This window comes from Nocardia ninae NBRC 108245 (assembly GCF_007990755.1).
GTDB lineage: Bacteria > Actinomycetota > Actinomycetes > Mycobacteriales > Mycobacteriaceae > Nocardia > Nocardia ninae.
Genome location: NZ_BJXA01000018.1, coordinates 104,177 through 130,468, shown reverse-complemented (window position 1 = coordinate 130,468; position 26,292 = coordinate 104,177). Strand labels below are relative to the sequence as shown.

The 26,292-nt window shown below is 68.2% G+C and carries 24 protein-coding genes; 6 read left to right on the top strand and 18 right to left on the bottom strand.

Annotated features, from left to right (window positions below):
* The 16 genes from NN4_RS16180 to NN4_RS16100 form a co-directional block, all read right to left on the bottom strand.
* Window positions 1-830 (bottom strand): beta-ketoacyl synthase N-terminal-like domain-containing protein (locus tag NN4_RS16180; protein WP_281289354.1); only part of this gene is annotated, 830 nt, incomplete at its 3' end.
* Window positions 827-1,303 (bottom strand): 3-hydroxyacyl-ACP dehydratase FabZ family protein, encoded by a 477-nt coding sequence (locus NN4_RS16175; RefSeq protein WP_147131466.1) that lies wholly within the window; start codon window positions 1,301-1,303, stop codon window positions 827-829. The genes NN4_RS16180 and NN4_RS16175, both read right to left, overlap by 4 nt.
* Window positions 1,304-1,311: 8 nt before the next feature.
* Window positions 1,312-2,073 (bottom strand): SDR family NAD(P)-dependent oxidoreductase, encoded by a 762-nt coding sequence (locus tag NN4_RS16170; protein ID WP_147131463.1) that lies wholly within the window; start codon window positions 2,071-2,073, stop codon window positions 1,312-1,314.
* Window positions 2,070-2,516: a holo-ACP synthase gene (acpS, locus tag NN4_RS16165; protein WP_147131460.1), complete on the bottom strand. Its 447-nt coding sequence runs from the start codon at window positions 2,514-2,516 to the stop codon at window positions 2,070-2,072. Before acpS ends, NN4_RS16170 begins: the two co-directional genes overlap by 4 nt.
* Window positions 2,513-3,892: a B12-binding domain-containing radical SAM protein gene (locus NN4_RS16160; RefSeq protein WP_222595077.1), complete on the bottom strand. Its 1,380-nt coding sequence runs from the start codon at window positions 3,890-3,892 to the stop codon at window positions 2,513-2,515. The genes acpS and NN4_RS16160 overlap by 4 nt, the downstream gene beginning before the upstream one ends.
* A 2-nt stretch (window positions 3,893-3,894) precedes the next feature.
* Window positions 3,895-5,196: a beta-ketoacyl-[acyl-carrier-protein] synthase family protein gene (locus NN4_RS16155; RefSeq protein WP_147131453.1), complete on the bottom strand. Its 1,302-nt coding sequence runs from the start codon at window positions 5,194-5,196 to the stop codon at window positions 3,895-3,897.
* Window positions 5,193-5,474 carry a hypothetical protein gene (locus NN4_RS16150; RefSeq protein WP_186818464.1) on the bottom strand — a complete coding sequence of 94 codons (282 nt, stop codon included), beginning with the start codon at window positions 5,472-5,474 and terminating at the stop codon, window positions 5,193-5,195. Before NN4_RS16150 ends, NN4_RS16155 begins: the two co-directional genes overlap by 4 nt.
* Before the next feature lie 205 nt (window positions 5,475-5,679).
* Window positions 5,680-6,996: a beta-ketoacyl-[acyl-carrier-protein] synthase family protein gene (locus NN4_RS16140; RefSeq protein WP_147131445.1), complete on the bottom strand. Its 1,317-nt coding sequence runs from the start codon at window positions 6,994-6,996 to the stop codon at window positions 5,680-5,682.
* Entirely contained in the window at window positions 6,989-8,317 is a 1,329-nt protein-coding gene (locus tag NN4_RS16135) for a beta-ketoacyl-[acyl-carrier-protein] synthase family protein (RefSeq protein WP_147131443.1), read from the bottom strand. Before NN4_RS16135 ends, NN4_RS16140 begins: the two co-directional genes overlap by 8 nt.
* A gap of 3 nt (window positions 8,318-8,320) precedes the next feature.
* Window positions 8,321-8,977, bottom strand: coding sequence for an acyl carrier protein (locus NN4_RS16130; protein ID WP_246180906.1), 657 nt, complete (start codon window positions 8,975-8,977; stop codon window positions 8,321-8,323).
* 63 nt (window positions 8,978-9,040) lie between these two features.
* Window positions 9,041-10,408: an aminotransferase family protein gene (locus tag NN4_RS16125; RefSeq protein WP_186818460.1), complete on the bottom strand. Its 1,368-nt coding sequence runs from the start codon at window positions 10,406-10,408 to the stop codon at window positions 9,041-9,043.
* Window positions 10,409-10,535: 127 nt separating this feature from the next.
* Window positions 10,536-11,312: a class I SAM-dependent methyltransferase gene (locus tag NN4_RS16120; RefSeq protein WP_147131433.1), complete on the bottom strand. Its 777-nt coding sequence runs from the start codon at window positions 11,310-11,312 to the stop codon at window positions 10,536-10,538.
* A gap of 6 nt (window positions 11,313-11,318) precedes the next feature.
* On the bottom strand, window positions 11,319-11,942 hold the full coding sequence (locus NN4_RS16115) for an SRPBCC family protein (RefSeq protein WP_147131430.1): 624 nt from the start codon (window positions 11,940-11,942) through the stop codon (window positions 11,319-11,321).
* A gap of 25 nt (window positions 11,943-11,967) precedes the next feature.
* Complete coding sequence (locus NN4_RS16110; RefSeq protein WP_186818459.1) at window positions 11,968-13,098, bottom strand: FAD-dependent oxidoreductase; 1,131 nt, start codon at window positions 13,096-13,098, stop codon at window positions 11,968-11,970.
* Window positions 13,086-14,393 (bottom strand): FAD-dependent oxidoreductase, encoded by a 1,308-nt coding sequence (locus NN4_RS16105; protein ID WP_147131424.1) that lies wholly within the window; start codon window positions 14,391-14,393, stop codon window positions 13,086-13,088. Before NN4_RS16105 ends, NN4_RS16110 begins: the two co-directional genes overlap by 13 nt.
* Before the next feature lie 12 nt (window positions 14,394-14,405).
* The gene (locus tag NN4_RS16100) at window positions 14,406-15,419 is read right to left on the bottom strand and encodes an AfsA-related hotdog domain-containing protein (RefSeq protein WP_186818458.1); all 1,014 of its coding nucleotides are present in this window, start codon (window positions 15,417-15,419) and stop codon (window positions 14,406-14,408) included.
* A gap of 175 nt (window positions 15,420-15,594) precedes the next feature.
* On the opposite strand from NN4_RS16100, the gene NN4_RS16095 reads away from it, so the two are divergent.
* Window positions 15,595-16,521, top strand: a complete 927-nt coding sequence (locus tag NN4_RS16095; RefSeq protein WP_186818457.1) for an ACP S-malonyltransferase — start codon at window positions 15,595-15,597, stop codon at window positions 16,519-16,521.
* A gap of 2 nt (window positions 16,522-16,523) precedes the next feature.
* Here the strand turns inward: NN4_RS16095 and NN4_RS16090 are convergent, their stop codons facing one another.
* Both NN4_RS16090 and NN4_RS16085 read right to left on the bottom strand, forming a co-directional pair.
* Window positions 16,524-17,648 carry an FAD-dependent oxidoreductase gene (locus tag NN4_RS16090; protein ID WP_186818456.1) on the bottom strand — a complete coding sequence of 375 codons (1,125 nt, stop codon included), beginning with the start codon at window positions 17,646-17,648 and terminating at the stop codon, window positions 16,524-16,526.
* 168 nt (window positions 17,649-17,816) lie between these two features.
* The gene (locus NN4_RS16085) at window positions 17,817-18,392 is read right to left on the bottom strand and encodes a hypothetical protein (RefSeq protein ID WP_222595076.1); all 576 of its coding nucleotides are present in this window, start codon (window positions 18,390-18,392) and stop codon (window positions 17,817-17,819) included.
* Window positions 18,393-18,556: 164 nt separating this feature from the next.
* Between NN4_RS16085 and NN4_RS16080 the strand changes: the two genes are divergently transcribed.
* The 5 genes from NN4_RS16080 to NN4_RS16060 all read left to right on the top strand — a co-directional run bounded on the left by NN4_RS16080 (window position 18,557) and on the right by NN4_RS16060 (window position 26,278).
* Window positions 18,557-19,795, top strand: a complete 1,239-nt coding sequence (locus NN4_RS16080) for a sensor histidine kinase (protein ID WP_186818455.1) — start codon at window positions 18,557-18,559, stop codon at window positions 19,793-19,795.
* Window positions 19,788-20,474 carry a response regulator gene (locus NN4_RS16075; protein WP_147131407.1) on the top strand — a complete coding sequence of 229 codons (687 nt, stop codon included), beginning with the start codon at window positions 19,788-19,790 and terminating at the stop codon, window positions 20,472-20,474. The genes NN4_RS16080 and NN4_RS16075 overlap by 8 nt, the downstream gene beginning before the upstream one ends.
* A 222-nt stretch (window positions 20,475-20,696) precedes the next feature.
* On the top strand, window positions 20,697-21,098 hold the full coding sequence (locus NN4_RS16070) for an STAS domain-containing protein (RefSeq protein ID WP_186818454.1): 402 nt from the start codon (window positions 20,697-20,699) through the stop codon (window positions 21,096-21,098).
* A 99-nt stretch (window positions 21,099-21,197) separates the two neighbouring features.
* Complete coding sequence (locus NN4_RS16065) at window positions 21,198-22,214, top strand: NAD(P)H-dependent flavin oxidoreductase (RefSeq protein WP_246180905.1); 1,017 nt, start codon at window positions 21,198-21,200, stop codon at window positions 22,212-22,214.
* A gap of 326 nt (window positions 22,215-22,540) precedes the next feature.
* On the top strand, window positions 22,541-26,278 hold the full coding sequence (locus tag NN4_RS16060) for a nitrate reductase subunit alpha (protein WP_147131401.1): 3,738 nt from the start codon (window positions 22,541-22,543) through the stop codon (window positions 26,276-26,278).
* Window positions 26,279-26,292: the final 14 nt, after the last annotated feature.

Sequence of the window (26,292 nt, the reverse complement as noted above, 5' to 3'; positions counted from 1 at the left end):
GCCCCGAAACCGACGACCTCGGCCAGCACGTGCGCGTCGTTGGCCCGGGCCAGCTCGAGTTCGGCCAGGACGAGCGCGGCGGCCCCCTCGGCACAGATGTATCCGTCGCGGAACCGGTCGTAGGGCCGGACGGAGCGCACTCCGTTCGCGCAGGCGGAGGTCAACCCGAATTCGCGCAATGCCAGGCGCGCGAATTCGTCGGCACCCGCATCGGTTCCGCCGCAGACGGCCACGTCCACGCGCCCGTCGCGCACCGCGCGAAAGGCCCGGCCGACCGCGCACAGCCCCATGGCCGAGCCATCGACCAATGTGCTGTTGGCGCCGCAGATCTCGTGCCGGATGGTGATCTGGCACAGCGCCGCGTTGGGCAGCCCGGACAGCAGGAAGTCGGGTTTCGCCCGGCGCAGCGCCGCATGGCCGAGTTGCGCGTAGTCGAGGGTGCCGTCAGTTCTGCGTGCGGTGGCCAGAACTGGGGTGAACCGCTCGAGATAGTTCTGCTCGTCCTCGTTCTCGTTGGAGCCGATGTAGATTCCGCGTCGCGGTGCCGCCGCGGCACGGAAGACGGGGCCCGCGTCGGCGACCGCCAGGTCGGCCGCGAACACGCCGAGCCGGGAGGCCCTGGTCAGTCGCTTGAGATGCTTGCGGTCGGCGGGACCGACGGGATGCACGGCGTCGTCGACAGCGCCGAAATAGCCGAGGTCCGCCGCACTGTCGCTGTCACGCCGCCGTAATCCGGTTTCGGCGGCCAGAATTCGCCGCCACTGCGCGCGATAGTCGGCGCCGAGGCAGGACAGTATCCCCGCGCCGACGACAACGACGCGGCGCTTCATTTCCCGCTCACCTTCGAACCGTTCAACCGCAGCACTTGGTAATGCCGACGGGTACTTTCGGGATCCTCGAACTCCGCGAGGGGGTAGCTGCGGCAGCGAAAGGTCGCGGTGGCGATCTTGCGCCCGTGCGCCTGCGCGGTGCCGCGAAAATCGAGTTCTCTTGCCTGGACGGCCGGTCCACCGCCGTCGAGGTAGTCCACCTCGACGGTCAGCCGATCGCCCGGCACGGCGAAGTCGATGAACTTGCTGTGCTGCACCGCGCTCAGCACGACGGTCGTGCGGAAGCCGCTGCCGGTGATCACCAGCCAGCGCGCCAACTGCGTCATCGCCTCCAGCACCAGCACGCCGGGCAGAATCGGTTGCTGGGGAAAGTGATCGGCGAAGTAGTCCTCGCTCATCGCGGCGTTCTTCACGCCGACGGCGCGGCGTCCGTCGTCCAATTCGGTGATCGCGTCGACCATGAGGAACCGCACGGATACTCCTATCCCACTCCGCCGACCAAGATGGCCTGCCCATTGAGGTACGCACTCTCTCGTGCGCCGCGAAAGACCGCCATGTCGGCGACATCGTCCGGCGATATCGGTCGCGGCATCGCCGCGCGCCGGGCGAGATAGCCGGCGACCGCGCGGATATCGACCTCGAATCCGCCGAAGTACTCCCGGCTGACGCCGCTTTCGGCCAGTGTCGGGCAGATCGCATTGACGCAGATGCCGCGCCGGCCGACCTCTTGCGCGACGCTGCGGGTGAAGCCGATCACCGCCGCCTTCGCCGTCGCGTAGGCGACTTCGTCGGCGCCGCCGGTCAATCCGAGGGCCGAAGAGACATTGATGATCCGGCCGGTGCGGCGCGGCAGCATCCGGCGCACCGCCTGCCTGGTGCAGTAGAAGACGGAGTCGAGATTGACCCGGAGCATCCGGTGCCAGTCGGCGTCGGTGTGGAAGACCAGCGGTGAGCGCAGTGCGCTGCCCGCATTGTTGATCAGCACGTCGATGCGGCCGTACGCGTTGTCGGCATGCTCGAACAGCGTGCCGACCTCGGCGGGTTCGGTCAGGTCGGCGGCGAACGCGGTAACCGGCACGGCGGCAACGGCCTCGACCGCCTTCACGGTCACCCGCAGCCGGGTTTCGTCGAGATCGGTGAGCACGAGCGCCGCGCCTTCCTCGGCGTACCGGATGGCGATGGCCGTCCCGAAGACGCCCGCCGCCCCGGTCACCACGGCCACGGAATCACCGAGTCGGTTCATCTGTGCGCCCCTTCGAATCCGGTAAGCAGCACGTAGGCGATGGCATAGTCGCCGTCGTGACTCAATGACAGTGCGGCACCGGTGATGCCGAGCCGCCGTGCGCGCGTCATCAGGCGGTTGTGCAGCAGCAACCGTGGTGCGCCGGTCGACCGGCAGACCTCGATATCGCGCAGCCGCCTGGTCGCCGGTGGCAGGCCGAGGCCGACGTGCAACGCCTTCAGCGTCGCTTCCTTGGCACTGAACCTCGCGGCGAAATGTGGTGCGGGGTCCCGGAATGCGGCGCAGTAGGCAATCTCTGCGGGCCGGAACACCCGTTCGGCGAACGTGGTTCCCGTGGCGAGCAGCGCGCGCACCCTGGCGACCGCGGCGATATCGATGCCGACCGACATCGCTGCCGCGCCCGAGATCGCGGGCAGCAGAACGGATGCCGGGATGGTCGTCATGGCCGTTGCTCCAGGTCGCGGGCGGCAGCGGACCTACCCGCGCCGACAGGCGACCCGTAAAGGCGTTCCACGGCTTGTCGGTAAGCCAAGTTGAGTCCGATGACGGCCCGCTTCTTCGCTGCGGACTGCGGGCCGGGTAGCGGGTCGGCGCCGACGTAGCGACGCAACCGCTGGCGGGTCACCGCACGGGAATAGGTAGTGGTGTAAAGGTATTCGAGGCCGTCGACGAGTTGTCCCACGGTCATTGCGACCGGCGCGACGGACGCGCGCAGGTGCGAGGGCCCGTCGGGGCCGGGGTCGATCATGCGTCCTTCGCGCTGATGTTCCTGGTACAGCGGCACTCCCGGCCCGCTGCCCAGCGGGTTGAAATGGCAGATCTCGATCTCGTTCTCGACAACGAACTCCAGGGTCCGTTCGAACACATCCGGTGTGTCGCCCGCGAAACCGAACACGAACGAGCCGATCACGCCGATCCCCGCATCGTGCAGGCGAGCGATGAGCTTGCGGTAGTCGGTCGGCCTGCTCCAGCTCTTGTCCGAGGAGATCAGATTCTCCGGCCGCACCGATTCCAGGCCGATGAACACGAGCATGCAGCCCGCGCGCCCGGCCGCCTGCGCCAAGGACTCGCGCTGCGCGATGGTGATCGTCGCCTGGCTGCCCCACAGCACCCGCAGCGGTTCCAGCTCGGTGAACAGTGTGCGCGCGTAGCGCGGGTTACCGACGATGTTGATATCGGAGAACTGCACGAAATCGCCGGTGCGCGCCTCGATCTGGGCGAGCACCCGGTCGATCGGCCGGGTGCGGAACACCTCGTGATGGAACCGGGTCTCGATGCAGAAGTTGCACGAGAACGGACACCCCCTGGTGGCCTCGACCGGGAAAACGTAGTCGTGCGGCGGCAGGTGCTCGGGACCGTACTGCGGCAGCGTCGCCAGATCGACGGGCCCGCCGAGATAGCAGGGCCGCAGCCGGCCGCGGACCGCGTCCTCGAGCACCTGCGGCCACACCTGCTCGACCTCGCCGCGGATGATCGAGGAGGCGCCGATCTGCTCCGCCTCGGGGGCGTAGCTGGGGAAGTAACCATCGATGACGACCGGCGTGCCCAGTTCGCCGAAACCGTGCGCCAATTCGGCGGTCCGGCGTTCACCGAAGAACTTCGACGTGACGGCCACCAGGTCGACATCGGCAAAAGCGGCGAAATCGGTGATGGGCGTGGCATTCTCGTCGACCACCGTCACCTGGTGCTCGGCCGCGGTCATGGCCGCGCGGTAGCCGAGGTTGACCGGAACCGGATTGAGCATGCGGTTGCCGTAGATCACGCTCTTGTCCCGGACGTCGGGGTTCACGAACAACACGTGCATATGCGCCGATCCCATCCTCAGACTGGTGCCATCGAGTCGTCGTCGGCCCGGCGCACCACCAGGCTGCCGTTCTGTCCGCCGAGGCCGAACGAATTGGTCAGTGCGACTTCCACCGGCAGCCGCCGCGCCGTTCCCGGCACATAGTCGAGGTCGCATTCGGCGTCGCGATGGCGATAGTTCACCGTGGGCGGCACGGTGGCGGTGCGCACGCTCAGTACGGTGCTGATGAACTCCACGGCACCGCAAGCGGCTATGAGGTGTCCGGTCATCGATTTGTTCGCGGTGACCGCGAGTTGTGTTGCAGCGCTGCCGAATACCTGTTTGATCGCGATGGTTTCCACCCGATCGTTGAGGACGGTCGCGGTGCCGTGCGCGTTGACCAGCCCGACCTGGCCCGGGCGGACCTGTGCGTCGGCCAGGGCCGCGCGCATCGCCAGTGCGGCGCCTGCGCCGTCGGGGTGCGGTTCGGTGAACCGGTGCGCGTCGAGGGATCGGCCGAAGCCGGCGACCTCCGCGTACCACGGCGCCGACCGGCGGCGGGCGTGCGCCTCGGTCTCCAGCACAACCATGCCCGCCCCCTCGCCGACCACGAAACCTGTTCGGGTGGCGTCGAAAGGCCTACCGGTCCGGCCCGGCAGGTTGTCGGTGGACGGTGCGCCGAGCGCGACGAGACCGGCCATGCCGAGCGGGTTGATCATGGAATCCATTGCGCCGCAGAGCACTACGTCGAGACCGCCACGCCGGAGCAGCCGGAACGCGGTTCCGATGGCGTGCGCGCCCGCCGCGCAGGCCGAGGTGATCACCGTGGTCGGCCCGGTGATGCCGAGGCGCTCGGCCAGCAGCCCGATCACCAAATCCTGGGGATCACGGATCAGCGATACCGGATCTATCGTCGACCGGTCGGCCAGGGGAGTGGGCAGCCGGAACCGGCCGTCGTCGTCGAGATGTCCGGCGATGTCGGCCATTCGGACGAGGCCGAGTCCCGCGCCGATCACCAGGCCGACCCGGTCGGCGGAGCGTGCCGCCGGCGGTCCGCCCGCCTGGGTCAGGCCGCTGTCGGCCAGTGCCATGGCGCAGGCCGCGAGGGCGAAGCGGGCCTGCCGGTCGGCGCGCAGTTCGACGGGGAAGGGGCCGTCCCAGTAGTCGTGGACCTCGAAATCGCTGACCTCGGCGGCAATTCGGGTCGGCAGCGCGGACGCGTCGAACAGTGTGATCGGTGCCTCACCCGAGGTGCCCGCGACCAGGTTCTCCCAGAATCGGCGGTAGCCGAGCCCGATCGGAGTCACCGCGCCGAGCCCGGTCACCACCACCCGGTTCACGGGGTCACCGGCTCGGTCGGTACCGCACGAATCCGGTCGAGCGGCCAACCGGAGTAGTACCGGAACCGGTTTTCTTCGGCCGCCACCTCGGCCGGGTCGTGGATGTCCTGCAACACGTAGTTCAGTCGTGCGATCCGCGCCACGAGCACGCCCTCGTCGTATGCGGTGCAGCTTAGCTGCGCCCAGCGTTTACTCAGGCCGAGCATGCGGGCCTCGACCCGCATCGCGCGCCCCGGCGGCAGCTCGCCGACGATCTCGGCCCGATCGATGAGGCACAAAAGGCCGACACGGTGAAGTCGGCGCTGAAATGGACCAGCCAGCCCGCGACCTGGGCCATCGACTCGAGCAGCAGTGAACCGCTGAGCACCCTGCGGCCCGCATAGCCGTCGCCTAGATGGTCCTCGGTGAGCGACACATGTTTGACCGCGATCATGGATTCGCCTTTGGTCGCCTCGAGCACGCGGTCGTAGAGCAGGAATCGCATCAGGCCCCCTTCGCCTCGAACGCACCGAAGACGACGCACTCGCTCTGTCCGCGGAACCCGGCGCCGAGACACGCGATGGCATCGCCGGTACTGATTCGGCGCGGGCGGCCGCATACCAGGTCGAGGCCCGAATCCGGTTCGGGATGACGAAGATTGGTGATCGCGGGCAGATACCGTTCGACCAGGCTGTGCACCGCGAAGACGCTGTGCAGCGGCAGTGCGGCGGCCAGCAGATGGCCGGTGGCTCCCTTGGTGGAGGTGACGGGGATATCAGCGGCGTGCCTGCCGAGTACCGCGCTGATCGCGGCCGCCTCCACCGCATCGCCGGACGGAAGTCCTGGCGCGTCGGCGTACACAGCGGCGAGCCGGTCCGGCGTCAACTCGGCATCGTCGAGTGCGGTGGCGAGCGACTGTTCGATGGCCTGGCGGGGTGGGTGTGGTTCTCCGCCTGGCGGCACGCCCACAGCAGCACCATGGCCGAGCACCTCGGCGAGAATGTGCGCACCCCGGTCCCTGGCGTGCGTCAGCGTCTCCAGCACCAGCACGGCGGCGCCCTCGCCGGGCACGGTACCGGTGCGGTCCCGATCGAACGGCTTGCACGATCCGGCGGCCGGATCGGCGGTCTCCGCGACGACGCCGAGGTAGAGAAAGCGTTGCAGGGCTGAGAGATTCAAGCGTGGGCTGACCCCGCCTGCGAGCATGACCTGGGCGTCGCCTTCTTGCAGCATGCGCAGCGCCGCACCGATGGCCTGACCGCCCGCCTCGCCGAACGGGCTGAACGAGGCGTTCGGCCCGTGCAGTCCGTACTGCATGGCGATCTGGCAGAGCGTGGCATTGTTGAGCATCACGATCGAGACCATGGGGGAGATGGCGCGCCAGCCGGTCCGGCAGAACCGTTCGATGTCGAAGCCGATCGGATCGTGCAGCGAGCGCCGCGCGGCGAGCTCCAGGTCTGCGATGTCGTAGTCGATCATGGCGATCCCGAGCGTGATTCCGGTCGCGTCGGCATCCACGTTGCCCCGATGGATCTTCGCCGACGTCATGGCCTGCCCGGTCGCGGCGAAGGCCATGTGCGTGTGCAGCCGCATGGCGCGGGCGGCCTTGCGATCGCTGATCCAGTCGCGCGGGTCGATCCCGTGCACCCGCCCGGCGGCGAGCGGCCGGGCGGCGCTCTCGGCCAGGTTGATGTCCTCGGCGAGACCGTGCAGCGCGCCGACGCCGGATGCACCGCGTAGCAGTGCGTTCCACTGGGTGCGCGGCTCGTTGCCGAGCGCCGACACCGCACCGACCCCGGTGACCACCACGCGTTCACCCATGACCGTTGCCGTCCGCTCGGCCGGGCCACTGTCGCAGCACGATGCTCGCGTTCTGTCCGCCGAACCCGAACGAGTTGCTCATCGCGACCCGAACCTGCTGCGCGCGACTGGTATTCGGCACATAGTCCAGATCGCAGTCCGGGTCCGGGAATTCGTAGTTAATGGTCGGCGGCACCAGCCCGGTACGGAGCACGTGCAGGCAGGTGACGCATTCGATGGCGCCCGCGGCGGCGATCGAGTGACCGATCATCGACTTCTGCGAGCTGATCGGAATCGAGGTGGCCCGGTCGCCGAAAACCTTGTGCACGGCCCGGGTTTCGGCGCGATCGTTGATCAGTGTCGAGGTGCCGTGCGCGCTGATGTAGTCGATGTCCTCGGCCCGGAGTGCTCCGTCGATGAGGGCGCCCGACATCGCCAGTACGGCGCCCTCACCGTGCGGCGGGCTGTCGGTGATGCGGTAGGCATCGCAGGACGCGCCGTACCCCGCCACCTCGGCCAGCGGTTCGGCGCCGCGCCGCAGCGCGTGCTCGAGCTCCTCCAGCATCACGAAGGCGGCGCCCTCGCCCATCACGAAGCCGCATCGCCTGCGGTCGAACGGCCTGCTTGCCGCGGCAGGCTGGTGGTTGAACCGGGTAGCCAGCGCGGTGAGCAGATCGAACGACGAGATACCGAGGAAGGTGAGCAGCGAATCGCAGCCACCCGCCAGCACCGCGTCGGCGTCGCCCTCCCTGATCCAGAGCGTGGCCTCGCCGATCGCCTGGGTACCCGAAGCGCAGGTCGCCGACACCGTCATGGTCGGCCCGGCCGCGCCGCAGACATGCGCCAGCGCGGCGGCCGCTGCGTTCTTGCGCATGCTGTGGCGTTGCGCGGCCAGCAGGCCGATGAACTCCCGCCCGGGATCCGTGGTGCCGGACGTGAATTCCCTGCTGCGCAGCAAGCCGTCCAGTGCGTCGATGTCGTACATCTGACCGGACGTCCCGACGCACACCCCGAACCGCTCGGCGGGCGTATCGGTAAGCCCCGCCCGGTGTTTCGCGGCGGTGCCCGCGGCCAGCCCGAGCTGTACCGCACGCGGTGCCGTTCTCGACAACTCCTCGGCACCGGTCAGATAGCCGGCCGACTCGGCTGCGGCGAGAAACCCGTCATCGACCGCCGCCCCGACCTGGGAGCCGAGGCCGGAAGCGTCGAATCGGGCGATGGTGCGAACTCCGGAGCGACCGTCGACGAAGCCGCGGAAGGTCGTCTCGGCATCCCAGCCGAGCGGCGTCACCATCTCCGCCGCGGTGATGACCACCCGTCGCGTCCGCGCCTCGCCGAACATCGGTCACTCCGCGACGGCGCTGGCCGGTGCTGGTGCGCTCGCCTGGACGGTCGCGGCTTCCGCTTCCGCCGCTTGCGCGCGGCTCTGCTCGACCAGTCGCGCGACCTCGTCGAGTTCCCGGATCTCCTCGAACCACTGCTGGTTCAGTTCGTCTCCGGGTGTCGCGGTGAGTTCGGTTGCGCAACTGTCGCATTCGGCGTGGAACTCGCCGTCCGCATTGCGCACGAAGGTTCGGCCGCCGCCACAGACCTGGCACTTTTCCGGGATGGTGTCGAGTAGCCGCTGGCACAGCCCACTCCAGGTCCGCACGGTCCAGAGCGCGGCGACGTCCTCGACCCGCATCCCGGGCTCGACCTTGCTCAGGTCGACGCCGAGCAGCCGTTCCCGGACCAGGTAGGCGCCCAACGGTGTCAGCCTGCGCAGCGTGTCGACCGCGGCGCCCGCGCCGAACACGTCCTCGGCCTGTTCGTTGAGGTCGTCGCGCGGTACGGAGATGGGCAGGAATTGCTCGAGCCGAAACGTGATGTCCAGGAAGTCGATCGACTCCGCGCCGAGCTCCGGGATCAGCAATTTGTCCGATGTCACGTCGTCCGGTTCGACGGCGAGTGCCAGCGCGACCGCGCTCCGGACGATATCGGAGAGTTCCTCCGAACTCAGCATGGATCCCACGGCGTTCCTCCTCGGATCGGTGTACATGGTGGGTTGCTCTGTGCGGTAACGGGTTCAGCCTTTGGCGGTGAGGCGGGAATAGCGCGCGAGCACGCCGTCGAGGCGTCGATAGAGCTCGTCGACCTCCTCGGTGGTGATGGTGAGCGGCGGGACGATGCCGATGGTGCCGCCGAGACCCTCCGCGCCCTGACTGCCGATGATCAGTCCGCTCAGCGCGAGCCGATCCTCGATCACCTGCCATTGCTGTTGCGGGATAGGCTCTTTGGTCACCCGATCCTTGACGAGCTCGATGCCCATCAGCAGTCCCGCGCCGCGAATGTCGCCGACGATCGCGTGCTCACGCAGATTCTCGAACTTGTCGAACAGGTACTTGCCGGTCTGGCGCACCTGATCGACGATGCCGTCGCGCTCCATGATGTCGAGGGTGGCCAGCGCCGACGCGCAACACAGCGGGTTGCCGTTCGTCGTGCTTCCGGTGGCGATGAAACCGTCTACGGCCGAGAGGAATTCGCGATACACACCGTCGTGCACGACGACGGCGCCGAACGGCAGGTAGCCGCTGTTGATGCCTTTGGACAGTGCCATGAAATCCGGTCGCACGCCGAAGTAGTCGGCGCCGAACCACTCGCCGAGCCTGCCGAAACCGGTGATCACCTCGTCGTAGGCGAGCAGGATGTCGTTGCTGTCGCAGATCTCGCGCAGCCGCTCGTGATACTCGCGGGTCGGCACGATGGCACCGCCGACGCCGAGCGCGGGTTCGACGAGCACGCCGGCGATGTTCGCGGCACCCAGCCGCTCGACCATCGTCTCGACGGCATCGGCGCACGCGAGCGAGCACGTTCCGGCGCAACCGGATTCGCAGCGATACGCGTACGGCGTCGGCGCGTGGTGGAAGCCCGGCACCAGTGGCTCGAACTGTTTCCGGAACCGGCGGAATGCGGAGCCGGTGGCGCTCAGCGCGCCGTAGGTGACGCCGTGGTAAGCCCGGTCCAGGGCGATCACCCCGAGTTTCGTGGTGTCCTCGCCGAAACGCAGCCGCTGGTACTGGCGCATCATCTTGATGATGGTTTCGTTGGCCTCGGAGCCGGTGGTCGCGTAGAAGACGGTGTTCATGCCCTCCGGGGTCACCCTGGCGAGGCGGCGGGCGTACTCGTCGGCGGCCTGATGGGTGGCGCGCTCGATGGGGAAGTACAACAGCTTGCCCGCCTGCTCGCGGATGGCCTCGATGATCTCCGGGTGCGCGCCGCCGAGGCTCAGATTGCACAGTCCGCCGAATGCGTTGAGGTACCTGTTGCCTTCGGTGTCCACCACCCACACGCCGTCGGCCGAGGCGATACTGATGCCGCGCCTGCGGAAGCCGCGCATATTGGTGAATCCGTGCCAGAAGGTCGAATCCGGCTCCGACGCAATATGATTCGACATGATACTCCTTGCGTCGGCACTGCGGAAGCTGACCGGGGTGGAAGATGTTCCGAGAGAACCGATCCGTCTGAGACGACGATATCCTTGGGTACGGCCCTGTTTCCTCGGCCGAATGGTCACTCCTGTCTCAACGCTTGATGGAGGTCGCCGCGGCGCTCCGCTGAGCATCGAGAGGCGCTGTCCGGTCGGCGGACAGGGTCGCGAGGTCCCATCCGGCGCGGCGGCAGCGCAGTCCCGCCTCGGTGGCCTCGGCGGCGATCGTTCGCATATCGAGTGCCCACCACTGCTGGGTGCTCACCGACTCCCGGATGGTCTGTCCGTCCCGCAGTACCCGGCATGTCGTAGTCAGTTCGATCCGTCCCTCGACGTCGACCGGCCGTGAGGCGAGCCAGATTTCATGCTGTCGCGCACCAAATCTCGCGACACCGACCCGAATCGGCCGGACCGCGCGGGTCGCGGGAAACGGTGCGGCATCCACCACCGCGCAGCAGTCCGGGGCGAGGCGGTCGGCGAGCAACCGCCACAGCCGTCGCCGCTCGTCCGGCGTGAAGTACCCGAGCACGCCACACGCGACCACGCCACCGAGCCGGTCGGGCAGGGTCGTGTCCGCGAGGGCGGTCGCTTCGATGGTCACCCGCCGCGCAAGCGCCGGATTCGCCAGTACTCGACTGGCGAGCGCGGCGCGCATGGCGGGCGAGGGTTCGATCGCGAGGATCGATACTTCGGTGAGTGCGGTGCCGACGATTTCGACCACGAGCCCGGTGCCCGCACCGATATCCACGATCGGCGAATTCGTTTGTGCCGCAGCGGCCAACGCCTGCGTCAACGCGCTTGTTCGCGGCTTCCAGTAGGGGCGACCGGCGATATCGTAGAACTCCGCTGCGGTGCCGTAGCCGTCGGCCATGCCGGCTCACCGCCCGCCGACGGGTGCCGAACCTACCCGCAGGCGATGTTCGAGAATCTGTTGCATATTACGCAGTTCCAGCACGTCGCAGGCGTGGAAGAGTGGCCAGAACGACCCGGGCCACACGCGGCCGCGCCGTGGTGACAGGTGCGGGTACGGGTTCTTGGCGTAGTACGGATGGCGCCAGATCGTCCACGACACCAGTGCCCCGCCGCGGTTCTGCACCCGGCGGGCGGACAGGACGCGGCCGCAGAACACCATCCACAGATCGTCGCCCTGGTCGAATGCCGATTCGTAGTCGACGGTCCCGACCTCGGCATTGCCATGGATGCGCAGATGAATCTTGGTGGCCGGGTCCGTCGCGTCCTCACCCACGTACCGGCCGTCCGTCCCGGCGGGCCGGAAATTGCGCATGCTGTAGGTGAATTCCTCGACGCTGCGGATATCGAGCAGGTAGTCGTAGAGCACCTCGGGCGGGCAGTCGACGTGCTGATGCACCGTGTACACGTCCTCGTCGGCGCGGCCGCGCAGCTGTTTGGTCAGCGCGAGCAACTGCGCGGTGGCGTCGGTGCGCGAAACCGTCTCGCACCGGAAGAGTCCGGAGATGTCGTCCAGCTGCGTCGTTGTCATGGGGGCTCCCTCGGCTTGATGTGTTTCAGGTCGGGATGTTGTTCCAGCGGTCGAGCTCGCGGCAGATGACCGGTGTCGGGAAGTAGCGCAGTCCCAGGTCGCGGCAGTGCCGGGCGATCGGCGATTGCAGCATCATGAACTCGCCGACCACCCTGGCCCGGTGCTGTTCGGCGTCGACACGGGGCATGCGCCGCCGGGCGAACCGGGTGAGGGCGATGTCGATGTGCGCGGTGTCGACGCGAACCAGTTCGTCATCGAGCACCGCAGCCGACTCCATCGCCAGCGACGCGCCGATCCCCGTGGTCGGCACCAGCCCGGCGGCAGCATCGCCGAGCAACACGATCCGGCCCCGAACCCATTGGGGGACGGTGACTTCCACCAGATCCAGCCAGTCGACCCGATCGGCGTCGGGCAGGGTGCGCAGAATCCAGCCTTCGTCGGTGCGGCGCGGGTCGCTCGGTGGCCACTCCCCGGTGCCCGCCGAGGGGTTCGCGCCGCCGAACGACCCGGCGATCGCCACGAAGCAGGCGACCCGATCCTGGGTCGGGTACGCGGACATGATCCGCCGCAGCCCCCACGTTTCGTGTAGTTCGCCCGGTGGGGTGACGCCGCGCTGCGCCCACCACCACCAGAGCCGCCAGCCGAACCGATGTTCGGCGGTGTCGAGTTCGGCTTGCGCCCTGGTACGCGAGCGCAGACCGTCCGCACCGACGACCAGGTCGAAATCGCGTTCTCTGCCGTCGTCGAACCGGACCCGCACGGTGGACCCGATCTGGCGCATCCGCTGCACCTCGGTTTCCAGATCGACGGGGGTGCCGCCGTTCGCCGACTCGAGCACGGCAAGCAGCTCGGCGCGCGGGGTGACGCGCGGCAACCCGTCGCGCGCCTCGAGGCGCTCCAGGTCGAAGGTGCGCAGGACCTCGCCGTGCCGATCGTGCACGACATAGCGCCACAGCGGCACGCTGGTGTCGATGAAGGAGTTCCACAGACCGAGGCCGTGCAGAACGCGACTGCCGGTCGGCCACAGCGTGATCGCCGTTCCGGCGCGGCCGTAACTGCTGATGGTGTCGATCACGGTGGGGCGCAGCCCGCGCTGGCGCAGCCGGGCCGCGAGGGTGAGCCCGGCGATCCCGCCGCCGACGATCAGGATTCGCACCGAAGGGCTCCCTGCGGCACCGAAAGCAGTGCTGCGGCAGCACGTTCGCCGGAGCGGCAGCAGGCCTCGAGCGAGGTGCCGAGTAGATAGTCACCCGCCAGGGCGATACGGGGGAATGCGGCGGCTGCCGCGGTGAGCGTGTCCAGGAAGTCGCTGTAATGCGGTAGGTAGCCGCAGTAGGCCTGCGGCCAATGACGCACCGCCGCTGCTGTTCTCGGCTGTCGCGCGGTGCCGAGGTGCGTGCGCAGCTGTTGTTCGGCGTCGCTGACCAGGTCCAAGACCTCGGTTTCGGTGGGATCGGTCAATCGGCCGTATCTGCCCGAGAAGGTGTATCGGACAATGTTTCTCGTTTCGCTGCCGTAACTCCCTGCGTTGCTGCACGGCTGGCCGTCCAGTGCGATGGCGCGGACATCGGCGGCGAAGACGTCGTGCACGTATCGCACGACCGCGACGGTGGCCGGGAAGTACCGCACCGAGTGCAGCAGGTCGGACAGCGGTGCGAGTAGCGGTGCTGCGGCGTAGGCGGGCGTGCCGACGACGACGGCGTCATACCGCGCTTGTCTCGGCCGACCGGCCGCGTCGGCGAGGTCGAGAACTACGCTGTCATCGCCCTGCGTGATGCGAGTAACCGTTGTGCGGAAATGGATTTCGACGAACGCGGTGATACGGGTCAGCAAGGTGGACAGCCCGACCGTCGGCTGCTCGAACTTGTCGAGCAGCATCCCCATATTGGTGGGAAAGTTGCCGTAATAGGCCTCGTCCGGCTCCGTGCCGTTCATCCGGACCGTGATCGGCCGCAAGAAGTTGGCGGTGGTGCGCTTGCCGAAATGCTCGGACAGTGGCCGATCGTCGTGGCGGCCGAGCTTCCTGGCGAGATCGGAGCCGAGGAACCGGGCCGAGTCCGCCGACCGCACTTTACGGGCGAGGCCGTCGAGGGTGCCGAGATCCCGCCAGTCGCACATGCGCAGAATGCCGTGCAGCGTCTCGGCCCGGTTGTCGCTGTCCAGACTGACGAGCCTGCCCGCGACCAGCCGCGAGGTATTGATGCCGAAGGGCTCGTAGCCGGTGCCGCCGAGCGAGTCGAGCATGGCCCGCAATCGCGAGTAGTTGCGCCCGATGTTCTTGCCGCCGAGCAGCACCTCGCCGCCGTTCAGGTCGGCGAAGCCGAGGCGGCCACCGATCCGATCCGCGCGTTCCAGTATCTCGACGGTGCGGCCCGCACGGTGCAGTGCCAGGGCGGCGGCGATACCGGAGACCCCGGCACCCACCACCGCGATTCGTTCCGGTGTCCTCACCTGGCGCCCCCGTCAGCCGGAGCCGGATTGGTCGAGCACCTCGAGGGTGATGTCGCCGAGCGACTCTCCCGCCTGTTCGAAGGTGACGCGCACCCGATGCCGCAGACTCGGGCCCGGATCGCCGGAGCCGACGATCTCGGCGCGGCAGCCGGCGACCAGATCTGGTTCACAGAAATTGCCGAAGTCGACTTCGCAGCCGGCGATCAGGCACCGGCGCGGATCGGTGCCCCGATGCTCGGACAGCGTCGCCAGGCTCGCCTGTCTGGCCGCCTCGAGCATCAACATGCCGGGAACGTGATCCATCGGATGGTCGAAGAACACCGGATGGGCCTGGTCGACCACGAGCAGGAACGTCATGGTGCCGGCCTCGGTCGCAATGCCGTTGGCGAGGAGGATATTTCGTGGCTGTCCGCGGCCCACGCGCTCCGGTGCGAGCATCGCCGACAGGTCGACCGGGCGCGCCGGTTCCGGGCTGCGGGCCAGGGTCTTCTGCCGCGCCCGCTCACGAATGTATTCGTAGTAGTGCAGCGGCAACGGTAGCCACCGCCCGCCGGCCCGCCCGCACTCGTGGCCGTCGACGATGATGCTCACCGGGTGCTGCGCGAGCCGCTCGGAGGTGCGCGCATTGACGATGGTCAGCACGCGCGCCGGCGCGGGCCCGGCCCGCAACCGCTCGGGCGCGAACACATCGATCCGCATGTCGCGGAAGACCAGGAACTGGTTGTCCGGCACATGGACGAAACGGTGCGCCACATACTCGGTCACCTGCCGGGTGACCTCCATGATCGCGATCGTGTCCAGATAATCGGGGTTGCCGCCGTCGTTGAACAGCATGTGACTGCGGGGGAGCATGGCCGCGACGGCCCATTCGCGTTTGCCGATGGCCGCACCGTCGGTGAGGAACACCTCGTTCACCGCGGCACGATGCACCAGGGCGCGCGGCACCGTCTGCTCGAAGCTCAACGCCGCCAAGGCGGCTCGGGTGTCCTCCGGCGCGGGGCGGGTGGTCACTGCTGTTTCGTCCACGGTTTCCTCTCGTCGAGGCGCTGTCCGTGCCGCGGCCGGTGTCGCACACCGGGCTTCGCGATTCGAGCTACCGCGAGCGTATCGACGTGACCGGCCCCGGATCATCGTGCGTTCGCTGAGGCGAGCTCAACGTCTGACCGAATACCGGTGCCGCAGTTCTCGATACGCTCGGGCTGTGCTCGATACCCGGTCCGCCGACTGTGCGGTGATCTTTCCCGGCCAGGGCGCACAGCGGCCCGCCATGGGCGAGCGGTGGCGCGATACGGCGCAGTGGCGGATCGTCGGTGAAGTGTCCGAATGGACCGGCTACGACATAGCCGAGCTGGTATTGCGGACGGGCGAACAGCGTTTGCGGAGCACCGATTCGGCGCAGTTGTCGATCTTCACGATGTCCTTGATGGCGATGGACTATCTGATCGAGCACCGCATGATCGGCCGGGTGCACGCGTGCGCCGGGCACAGTCTCGGGGAGTACACGGCGTTGGTGGCGGCAGGGGCGATATCGGCGCGCGCCGGTGCGCGGTTGGTCGCCGCGCGTGGTGCGGCGATGCGGACGGCCACCGGGCAGCGGCCGGGGACGATGGCGGCGATTCTCGGGGCGAGCGGTGCGGTCGTCGAAGAGTTCGCCGCCGCAGCGCGTTCCGAAGGTGCGCAGGTCTGGGTGGCCAACGTGAACGGCCCGCGGCAGGTCGTGGTGTCCGGCACGGTCGACGGCGTCGAGGCGGTGGCGCGGGCAGCGCGGGAGTCTCGGCTGAAGGTCGTGCGGATCGCCGTCGACGGGGCATTTCATACCCCGCTCATGGCAACTGCGGCACCGCAACTGCGTGCGGCCTTGGACAACGTCGAATTCCGTGCGACCGGCACGGCGGTGGTCGCCAATGTGGACGCGGGACTGTATACCGCCGCGCGGTGGCGCGACCTGGCCGAGCGGCAACTCACCGCGCCGGTGCGCTGGACCGACGTTATCCAGACGCTCGCTCGTTTAGGGTGCGCGCGGCTGGTCGAGGTCGGGCCGAGCCGGGTGCTGGCGAAATCCATCGGCCGGGGCGAGTCGGCGCCGACCGTACGGTATTTCGGTTATCCGGGGGAGGTCGGACCGTGAGCTCATGGTTGCGGATTCCAGCGCGCGATCTCCGAGATGACCAGGTTCTCGGGCATCGCGCGCAGTAGGACGTTGCGCACCGCGGTGCCGAACCCGGTGCGGCGCAGCATCACCGGGATGAGCCACCGTGACCGGTTCTGCACCGCGTCGACCCGGGTACGGCGGCGTTGCACATAGTGCCGCAATGCATCGGCTGCCCCTGCCGCGTCTACTTTCGAGAGTTCTTCGGCGAGCACGAGAGCCGACTCCATCGCCATCGACGCCCCGACGCCCGCTGTCGGTAGGAAGGCGGCGGCCGCGTCGCCGAGCAACACCACCCGGCCGAACTGCCAATGTGGCATTCGCAGATCGTCGAGGTCGAAGGCGCCGATCTCGTCGATGTCGGCGAGTGCGTCGATCATCCAATTCATCGGGCCCGCAACGTCGGCGAGGCGGTCGCGGAGCTGCTTCGGGGTCGCCGGGGCGCCCGATGCCGGGAGCGCTGCCGCGCAGCCGACCGGCCCGGTGGTCGGGTTGTAGCCGAAATACCGTGCCTTGCCCCAGAACTCGTGCGACTGGTCCGTGGCGATACTGGCGCCCGACGTCCACCAGGTCCACAGCCGCAACCCGGTGCGGTGCATGGGCACGTCGCCCGCGACGAGCCTGCGCATGCCCGAGTCGATGCCGTCGGCCCCGACCACCACGTCGTATTCGGCGGTCGCGCCGTCATCGAAGGTCACGACGACGAGGTGGTCGTCCTGCTCGATGGCGGCCACGGTGCGTGCCATCCGGACGTCGGTGCCTCCGCCATAGGATCCGAGCAACTCGATCAGTTCGGACCGTTTGAGCGCGCGCGGGACACCGTCGCCGAGACGCCCGCGGAAGTCGAAGGTTCGCAGTGCGCGGCCGCCGTCGACATGCGTCGAGTAGGTGTTGATCGGCACGGTGCGCTGGTCGAACTGCCGGCTCAATTCGAGATGGTCCATGACCTGTCGGCCCATCGGCCACAGCGTGATCACATATCCGACGTCGCCGTACCTAGCGACCCGTTCCACGACCGTCGGTTCGATTCCGTTGCGCCGCAACGCCGCCGCGAGGGTGAGGCCCGCGATACCGCCGCCGACGATCAGCACTCGCGGCGCGCTCACGGGGACTGCCCGGGCGAACCGTCGCTGCTCCCACCGGAATCTGCTCTGTTCACTGACGAAACCTTCCACCGGCACTGACCGCGAGTCTATTTCCGTCGACGTAATCCGATCATCAGCCGAACGTTGATCCTGAGCAGCGCCGGGTGCGGTTCGTTGAGTACGGCTCGGCTACCGGTGCGTGCCAGGCCGCGTGGCGGGCAACAGCAGCTTGTTCAACAGATAGGCTGCGGCGGCAATCAGAAGCGCGGCATCGAGGTAGTGACAGGCCATCGCACCCAGATAGGTCGGGCCGCCCCAGGCGTTGACGGTGAAGTTCGGGTCCAGGCCGGCAAGGACCTGCACACCGATCCGGAACGGGCAGTAGACCAGCACGACCATGGCCGGAACGGCGAGCAGAACGCGCAGTAGAACGCTTGGGTGACGCGGGATCGCACGCAGCGTGTTCCCGAGCCGCCGCGCCGCAGTGGTGCCGACCGGAGCGGGCAACAGCTGGATCGTTGCCTCAACGCCGCGCCGGCGCAGGATGACGGTGCCGACGACGGCGGCCAGCGCGAACAGCACGAGGTGTGGCAACCACGCGGACGTGCCGTCGACGGGCGTCGCGAGTTCCGGGGAACGGTTGAGGTAAATCGTGCCGCCGAACACGATGCCCGCGACCAGGGAGGCGGTGGCGATCGCGACTAGCGGACGCGAGAACTGCATTCGGAGGCCGTCGGCGACGCGCTCGGTGTCGTAAGTGTTCATGCCCCAACTCTGAACCGCTGACCTGCACGTTGTCGTCAGCCGCCAGCCGCGAACTCGGTACCCACCGTGGGCGGATGCCGCCGACCCGCTGCGACTTGCGGATGACCCGAACCGGCGACCTCGGAGCGATGTTTCCGCAGCGTCCGCCGGATAACGTCAGCGCTATGGCGATTACCTCCCTGCCGCACCCGGACACCCGACCGGCGCCGTGGCATCAGCGACTCACCGCACGCCTGCACCGCAGCGATCCCGGGCCCGACGGAGTCGACGTCGCTGTCGCCGTGGTCTGCTTCGCGGCGTTCACGCTGCCCGTGCTGATCGGTGCGACCAGCGGGCACGGGTCGCCGCTCGCCATCGCCGCCCTCGGTGCCGCCTTGGTCGCTCCGCTGATCGTCCGCCGCCGGTGGCCGCTGGCGGTGCTCGTCGCGGTGACGGTCGTGCTGTGTCTCGCCGCGGTACTGGGCGTGCGGTTCACGCCGTGGGTGAGCAATGCCGGTCCCGCCTTCGGTGTCGCGGTGCTCACGCTGGCCGACCGGTGGTCGCGGCGCGAGTCAGTGCTCGCCACCATTGGGGCACTTGCCGCGATCTACATCACCGCGATGGTCGCCGCGCCGCTGCATCCCGACCAGGACCAGAACTTCGTCGAGCTGTTCATCGCGATCCCCGCCTGGCTGGCCGGTGACATGCTGCGAACCCGCCGCGACTATCGGAACAGTCTTGCCGCGCAACAACTTCGGCAGGCCGAAGAAGAGGAGCGCCGGATCCGGGCCGAGGAGCGGTTACGGGTCTCGCGCGACGTGCACGACCTGATCTCGCACACCTTGAGCATGGTCGCCGTCCGTTCCGGGGTCGCGCGCCTGCTGATCGACCAACAACCGGGCGAGGCGCGGGAGGCCTTGAGCACCATCGAGACGGCCAGCCGCTCGGCGTTGCGGGAACTGCGGCGAGTGCTGGCGCAGATCCGGGAGCCGGGGCCACCGGACGAGCCGGGGGAACCGGGACTCGCCGAGATAGCGACGCTTGTCGATGGGCTGCGCCACAACGGCCTGACCGTGGAGTACGACGTCGCCGGTGCGCCCGTCCCTTATCCAGCCTTGTTGGAGACAACCGTCTACCGCATCGTGCAGGAGGCCCTGACGAACGTCGTCAAGCACGCGCAGACCGACCGCGCGCGGATCGAGATCCGGCATGCGCCGCGCGAGCTGACCGTGTCCATCGCCGATGATGGACCGGTGACGCACCCAGCCGGACAGCCGGTAGACAGCGAAGGCAGTGGTCTCGGGCTCGTCGGGATGCAGGAGCGGGTGTCGCTGTTCGGCGGCCGTCTCGACGCCGGGCCACGACCCGAGGGCGGCTTCGCCGTCACCGCGCGCTTCCCCCTCGAGACGGACGACCATGTCTGAAGACGAATCCGGCAACGCGATCCGGGTCCTGATCGCCGACGACGAAGCCCTGGTCCGTGCGGGGTTCCGGGTGCTGGTCGACTCCGCCGCGGATCTCACCGTCGTCGGCGAGGCGGGCAACGGCGGCGAGGCGGTGCGGCTCACTCGTCAGCTGCGACCCGATGTCGTCCTGATGGACATTCGAATGCCGATCATGGACGGTCTCGAGGCGATGCGGCATATCGCCGCGGGGGAGACCCAGGGCCCGCACGTGTTGATCGTGACCACCTTCGATCAGGACGAGCACGTCTTCCAGGCGCTGCGCAGCGGCGCGAGCGGCTTCCTGCTCAAAGACTCACCGCCCGAAGAACTTCTGCACGCGATCCGGGTGGTCGCCAACGGTGACGCCTTGCTGACGCCGAGCGTCACCCGCCGGATGATCAGCACGTTCGCCCGCCAACCCGTGGCACCGGCCGCGCCGCCGGAGGTCTTGGCGGCGCTGACCGACCGCGAACGCCAGGTTTTCGAACACGTCGCGGCGGGGCTGTCCAACGCCGAGATCGCGAGCACCCTCCATCTCAGCGTCGCCACCGTCAAAACTCACGTCGGACGCCTGCTCACCAAGCTGGCCGTGCGCGACCGCGCCCAACTGGTCGTCCTGGCCTACGAAACCGGAATCGTGGTGCCGGGCAACCGCTGAGCGGGGGATGCTCACCGTTCGCTGTTGTGCCCGCACGCGGACGCGGGTAGTTTTGCAGGAGGTTCAGACACGAGCCGATGGTGGCCCACACCTCGATCGGCTCGCGACAACGCGGCCGAGCCCGGCGCGGACTGCCACCGAATCACGCTGGGTGGCACATCCGTTCGGCGCTGACCCGGAGCGTTGCGCATGACGAAACAGCTAAGCCCTCGCCAGCCTCGAATGTCTCGACGGCTACTTTCGCATTACCACCCACCGGCGAGTATCAGCGAATACTCGCAGGGACAGCTTCGAATCCGCGCCAACACCACGCCGCGGGGCATCCGCGTGCTCGCCATCGTCGGCGAGCTGGACCTGGCCACCGCGCCGCTGCTGGAACTGGCTCTGCACGACAGCCAACAGGCGTCGGCCGTGGTCGCGGACATGAGCAAAGTCGGCTTCCTCGGCTTCGCCGGTGTCGACGTGCTCATCCGCGCTGCCGCCCGCGCCGACAGCCGCCTACACCGGTTCGCCGTCGTAGCGTCGACCCGCCCGACCCAGCGGGCACTCAGCCTGACCGACGCGTACGATCACATATCCTGTTATGCCCGTGTGGATCTCGCGATGCGAGCCGTCGCGGAATAGTGCCACGGCGGCCACCCTCTGCTCCCGTGGCGAGCAGGTGGTGGCCGAACTTTGTGTCCGGTGCCGCCGCTCTTCGGCAGGTGTGCTGCGATGGTTGGTATGACCTCGGGTGCAATGGAATCGTCATCGGCGGATGGAGCGCGGGCGTTCGACGGGTTGGCCACGGAGTGGTCGCGGGGAATGGGCCTGCGGGTGCCGTTGGTGAACGCGCCGATGGGGGGAGTGGCGGGTGGACGATTCGCGGCGGCGGTGACGGCCGCGGGCGGGCTGGGGATGATCGGGATGGGGAGCGCCGGGTCGGCGCGGGCGCTGGAGCGGGAGTTGCGCGAGCTGGGAGACGTGCGCGGTCCATTCGGGATCGGGGTGGTGGATTGGGTCGTCGGTGCGGAACCGGAGTTGCTCGCGGCCGCCATGGCGGCCGCGCCTGCGTTGATCTCGGTGAGTTTCGGTCAGGACCTGTCCTGGGTGCAGCGGGTACGGGAGGCCGGAATACTTACGGCCACACAGATATACACCGTCGACGATGCGCGTCGGGCTGAGGATGCGGGCATCGATGTCGTGGTGGCGCGCGGCGCGGAGGGCGGCGGCCACGGTGCGCCGGAGATGGCGACCCTGCCGTTGCTGGACGCGGTGGTCGGCGCGGTATCGGTCCCGGTCCTGGCTGCGGGCGGTATCGGCTCGTCGGCGAGTCTCGCGGGCGTGCTCGCCGCGGGTGCCGCCGGAGCGTGGGTGGGTACCTGTTTGGCCGCGTGTTCGGAGTCGTTGCTGGCCGATGGCGCGCGCCGGGCGATGGTCGCCGCCGAGGGCACCGACACGATGCTGACGCGGGCCTTCGACGTCGGCATGGAATGGCCTTGGCCGACAAGGTTTCCCGCCAGGGTGCTGCGCAACGAGTTCGCGAATCAATGGACCGGGCGGGAACAGCGCCTATCCGACGACGAGCAAGCCAAGCGGGCCCTCGCCGCCGCGATGACCGCGGACGACCCACGGATCGCGCCGGTCGATGCCGGGGAAGCCGTCGGGATGGTCGCCCGGGTGGAACCGGTGGGCGCGGCGATCGAGAATCTCTGCGCCGGTGCCGCACGATTGCTCGAAGGACGCACGCCGCGGCGGTGATCACCAGCCCGAGTTACTGTCCTCGATACCGGCTCTCGACGTGTTAACAAATGTAAATCGCCGGAGAACCCACGGTTTCCGAATGATCACCGGAACGGCGGCGAAACACCCGTACCTTGCGGTATTTCCGCTGGATTCCGGGTTTTCACGCAGGTGGGGCTGTTACCGGAGATAACGCGCGCCCGCCCTCCGATGACCACGACATTGCCGCCGCCTCACAGCGCACAATGCGCCGCAGCGGGGTGTGAGGAATCTGTTTGGACGCACGTCCCCGCGTCCTTACAGTCGGAGCACCAGCCCGATTTTCACAGCTCGAAGGGGGCGTCGTGGCACAATCACGGACCGACCGACCATCCGCCGACGCCGGCGACGCACTCCTGCGATTGGGCAAGTATTTTCACCGCGGCGAGATTTCGGCGGACCAGCGCACCCTGCACAAAACCGGTGGCCGCGGCGCCGACGAGTTCTATCGCGACCGCTGGTCACACGACAAAGTGGTGCGCTCGACCCACGGCGTGAACTGCACGGGATCGTGCTCCTGGAAGATTTACGTCAAAGACGGTGTGATCACCTGGGAATCGCAGCAAACCGACTATCCCTCGGTCGGCGCGGACAAACCCGAGTATGAGCCGAGAGGTTGCCCGCGCGGCGCCTCGTTCTCCTGGTACACCTATTCGCCCGCCCGCGTGCGCTACCCGTACGTGCGCGGTGTGCTGCTGGAGATGTACCGCGAGGCCAAGTCCCGGCTCAAGGACCCGGTCCTCGCGTGGGGCGAGATCGTCGAGGATGCCGCGAAAGCCAAGCGCTACAAGTCATCTCGCGGCAAGGGCGGCTTCGTACGCGCCGAGTGGTGGGAAGCCGCCGAAATCGCGGCCGCGGCGCACGTCTACACGATCAAGCAGTACGGCCCGGACCGGGTGGCGGGCTTCTCGCCGATTCCCGCCATGTCCATGGTCAGCCACGCCGTCGGCGCGCGGTTCATCTCGCTGCTCGGCGGCTCGATGCTGTCGTTCTACGACTGGTACGCCGACCTTCCGGTGGCCTCACCGCAGGTGTTCGGCGACCAGACCGACGTTCCGGAGTCGGCGGACTGGTTCGACGCGGGCTACCTCATCATGTGGGGCTCGAATGTGCCGGTGACCAGGACCCCGGACGCGCACTACATGACCGAGGCGCGCTATCGCGGGCAGAAGGTCGTGGTGGTTTCCCCCGACTACGCCGACAACACCAAGTTCGCCGACGAATGGGTGGCGGCGCGGCCGGGAACCGATGCGGCCCTTGCCATGTCGATGGGGCACGTGATGCTCAAGGAGTTCTTCGTCGACAAGACGACAGACCGCTTCACCGACTACGTCAAGCGCTACACCGATCTGCCGTTCCTGATCACCCTCGACGAGCGCGACGGCGCGCACGTGCCCGGAAAGTTCCTCACCGCAGCCGATTTGGCGACCGCCGGTACGGTTGCGCAGGGGGCAACCGAACCGCGCACGCCGGGGGCGGAGGGCGACGAGTTCCGCACGGTGCTGCTGGACGCGGACGCGAATCCGGTGGTGCCCAACGGATCCCTGGGCGACCGGTTCGGCGCCTCGGGCACCGGGCGGTGGAATCTCGACCTGGCGGACATCGATCCGCTGCTGACGCTGCACGGCCGTACCGACGATGCTGCGGCCGTGCGGTTTCCCCGCTTCGACACCGATGTGCCCGGCGTGCTCACCCGCGGCGTGCCGACGATTGTCGTTGCGGGCAAACGGGTTACCACGGTGTTCGACCTGCTGCTGGCGCAGTACGGCGTCGGCCGCGACGGCCTGCCCGGTAGCTGGCCGACCGGCTACGACGATGCGTCCGAGCCGTACACCCCGGCCTGGCAGGAGGCCATCACCGGCGTCCCCGCCGCGCAGGCGACACGCATCGCGCGCGAATTCGCGGACAACGCCGACCGTTCCGGCGGCCGCTCGATGATCCTGATGGGCGCGGGCACCAACCACTGGTTCCACTCCGACCAGATCTATCGCGCGTTCTTCACGCTGACCCTGCTCACCGGCTGCCAGGGCGTCAACGGCGGTGGCTGGGCCCATTACGTCGGCCAGGAGAAGTGCCGTCCGGTGACCGGCTGGTCCACCCTGGCGTTCGCCTCGGACTGGCAACGCCCGCCGCGGCAGATGCAGGGCACCGTCTTCTGGTACCTCACCAACGACCAGTGGCGCTACGACCCGTTCACCGCCGAGACCTTCGCCTCGCCGTTGAACGAGGGCCGGTTCGCCGGCCGCACCGCCGCCGACAATATCGCGCTGGCCAGCAGGCTCGGCTGGATGCCGAGCTACCCGACGTTCGACCGCAATCCGCTCGATCTGGCGGACGAGGCCGAGCAGGCGGGCAAGTCGGCGCCCGAGCACATCGTGGACGAGCTGAAGTCCGGCGACCTGCGCTTCGCCTGCGAGGACCCGGACGCGCCGGAGAACTTCCCGCGGTGTCTGACGGTGTGGCGGGCGAACCTGCTCGGCTCCTCCGGCAAGGGCAACGAGTACTTCCACAAGCACCTGCTCGGCGCGGACTCCAATCTGCAAACCACCGACGTCACCGGTGTCCGCCCGCAGGAGCTGGTCTGGCGCGATCAGGCGCCGACCGGAAAGCTGGATCTGCTGCTCTCGCTGGACTTCCGGATGACCAGCACCACGCTGTTCTCCGACATCGTGCTGCCCGCCGCGACCTGGTACGAGAAACACGACCTGTCCTCCACCGACATGCACCCGTTCGTGCACGCCTTCTCCCCGGCGATCTCGCCGCCGTGGGAGGCCAAGACCGACTTCGATGCGTTCCACCGGATCGCGCGCGGGTTCTCCTGGATGGCGGAGAAGCACCTCGGTGTCCGCAAAGACATCGTCGCGGTACCGCTGCAACACGATTCGCCCGACGCCATGGCGCAGGCGGGCGGCCGGGTCCTGGACTGGAAAGCCGGTGAGTGCGAGCCGATTCCGGGCAAGACGATGCCGAAACTGGTCATGGTGGAACGCGACTACCCGAAGATCGCGGAGAAGATGGCGGCCCTCGGCCCGCTGATCGACACCCTCGGCCTGACGACCAAGGGCGTCACCACCTATCCCGACGAGGAAGTGAAGTACCTCGCGGCGACCAACGGCACCGTGGTTTCCGGTGTGGCACAGGGGCGTCCGTCGCTGGCCAAGGACACCCACGCCGCCGAGGCGATCCTCGCGCTGTCCGGCACCACCAACGGCAGGCTCGCGGTACAGGGCTTCGAGGCGCTGGAGCGGCGCACCGGCACCGAGCTGGCCGACCTGGCCGCCGAACATGAGGGCAAGCGAATCACCTTCGCCGACACCCAGGCTCGGCCCGTCCCGGTGATCACCTCGCCGGAGTGGTCCGGCAGCGAGACCGGCGGGCGGCGGTACTCGCCGTTCACCATCAACACCGAACGGTTGAAGCCCTGGCACACCCTCACCGGCCGCCAGCACTTCTACCTGGACCACGACTGGATGCTGGAACTCGGTGAGCAGCTGCCGATCTTCCGGCCGCCGCTGGACATGACCGCGTTGTTCAGCGAACCCGATGTCGGCGCGGTGACCGAAAAGGGCGTGACCGTCCGGTATCTGACGCCGCACTCGAAGTGGTCGATCCACTCGGCGTACCAGGACAACCTGCACATGCTGACGTTGTCGCGTGGCGGTCAGTCGATCTGGATGTCGGAGAAGGACGCCGCGAAAATCGGTGTCGCCGACAACGATTGGATCGAGGCGGTGAACCGCAACGGTGTGGTCGTCGCGCGGGCGATCGTGTCGCACCGGATGCCGGAGGGCACCGTGTTCATGTATCACGCGCAAGACCGGGCGGTGGATGTGCCGCGCATCGAGGATCGGCCGGAGGTCAACGATGCCCGCGGCAAACGCGGCGGCATCCACAACGCGCTGACCCGAATCATGATCAAACCCTCACACCTCATCGGCGGCTACGCGCAGCAGTCCTTCGCGCTGAACTACCACGGCCCCACCGGAAACCAGCGCGACGAAGTAACGACTATTCGCCGCCGCTCGCAGGAAGTGGAGTACTGACATGGCCCGACGAG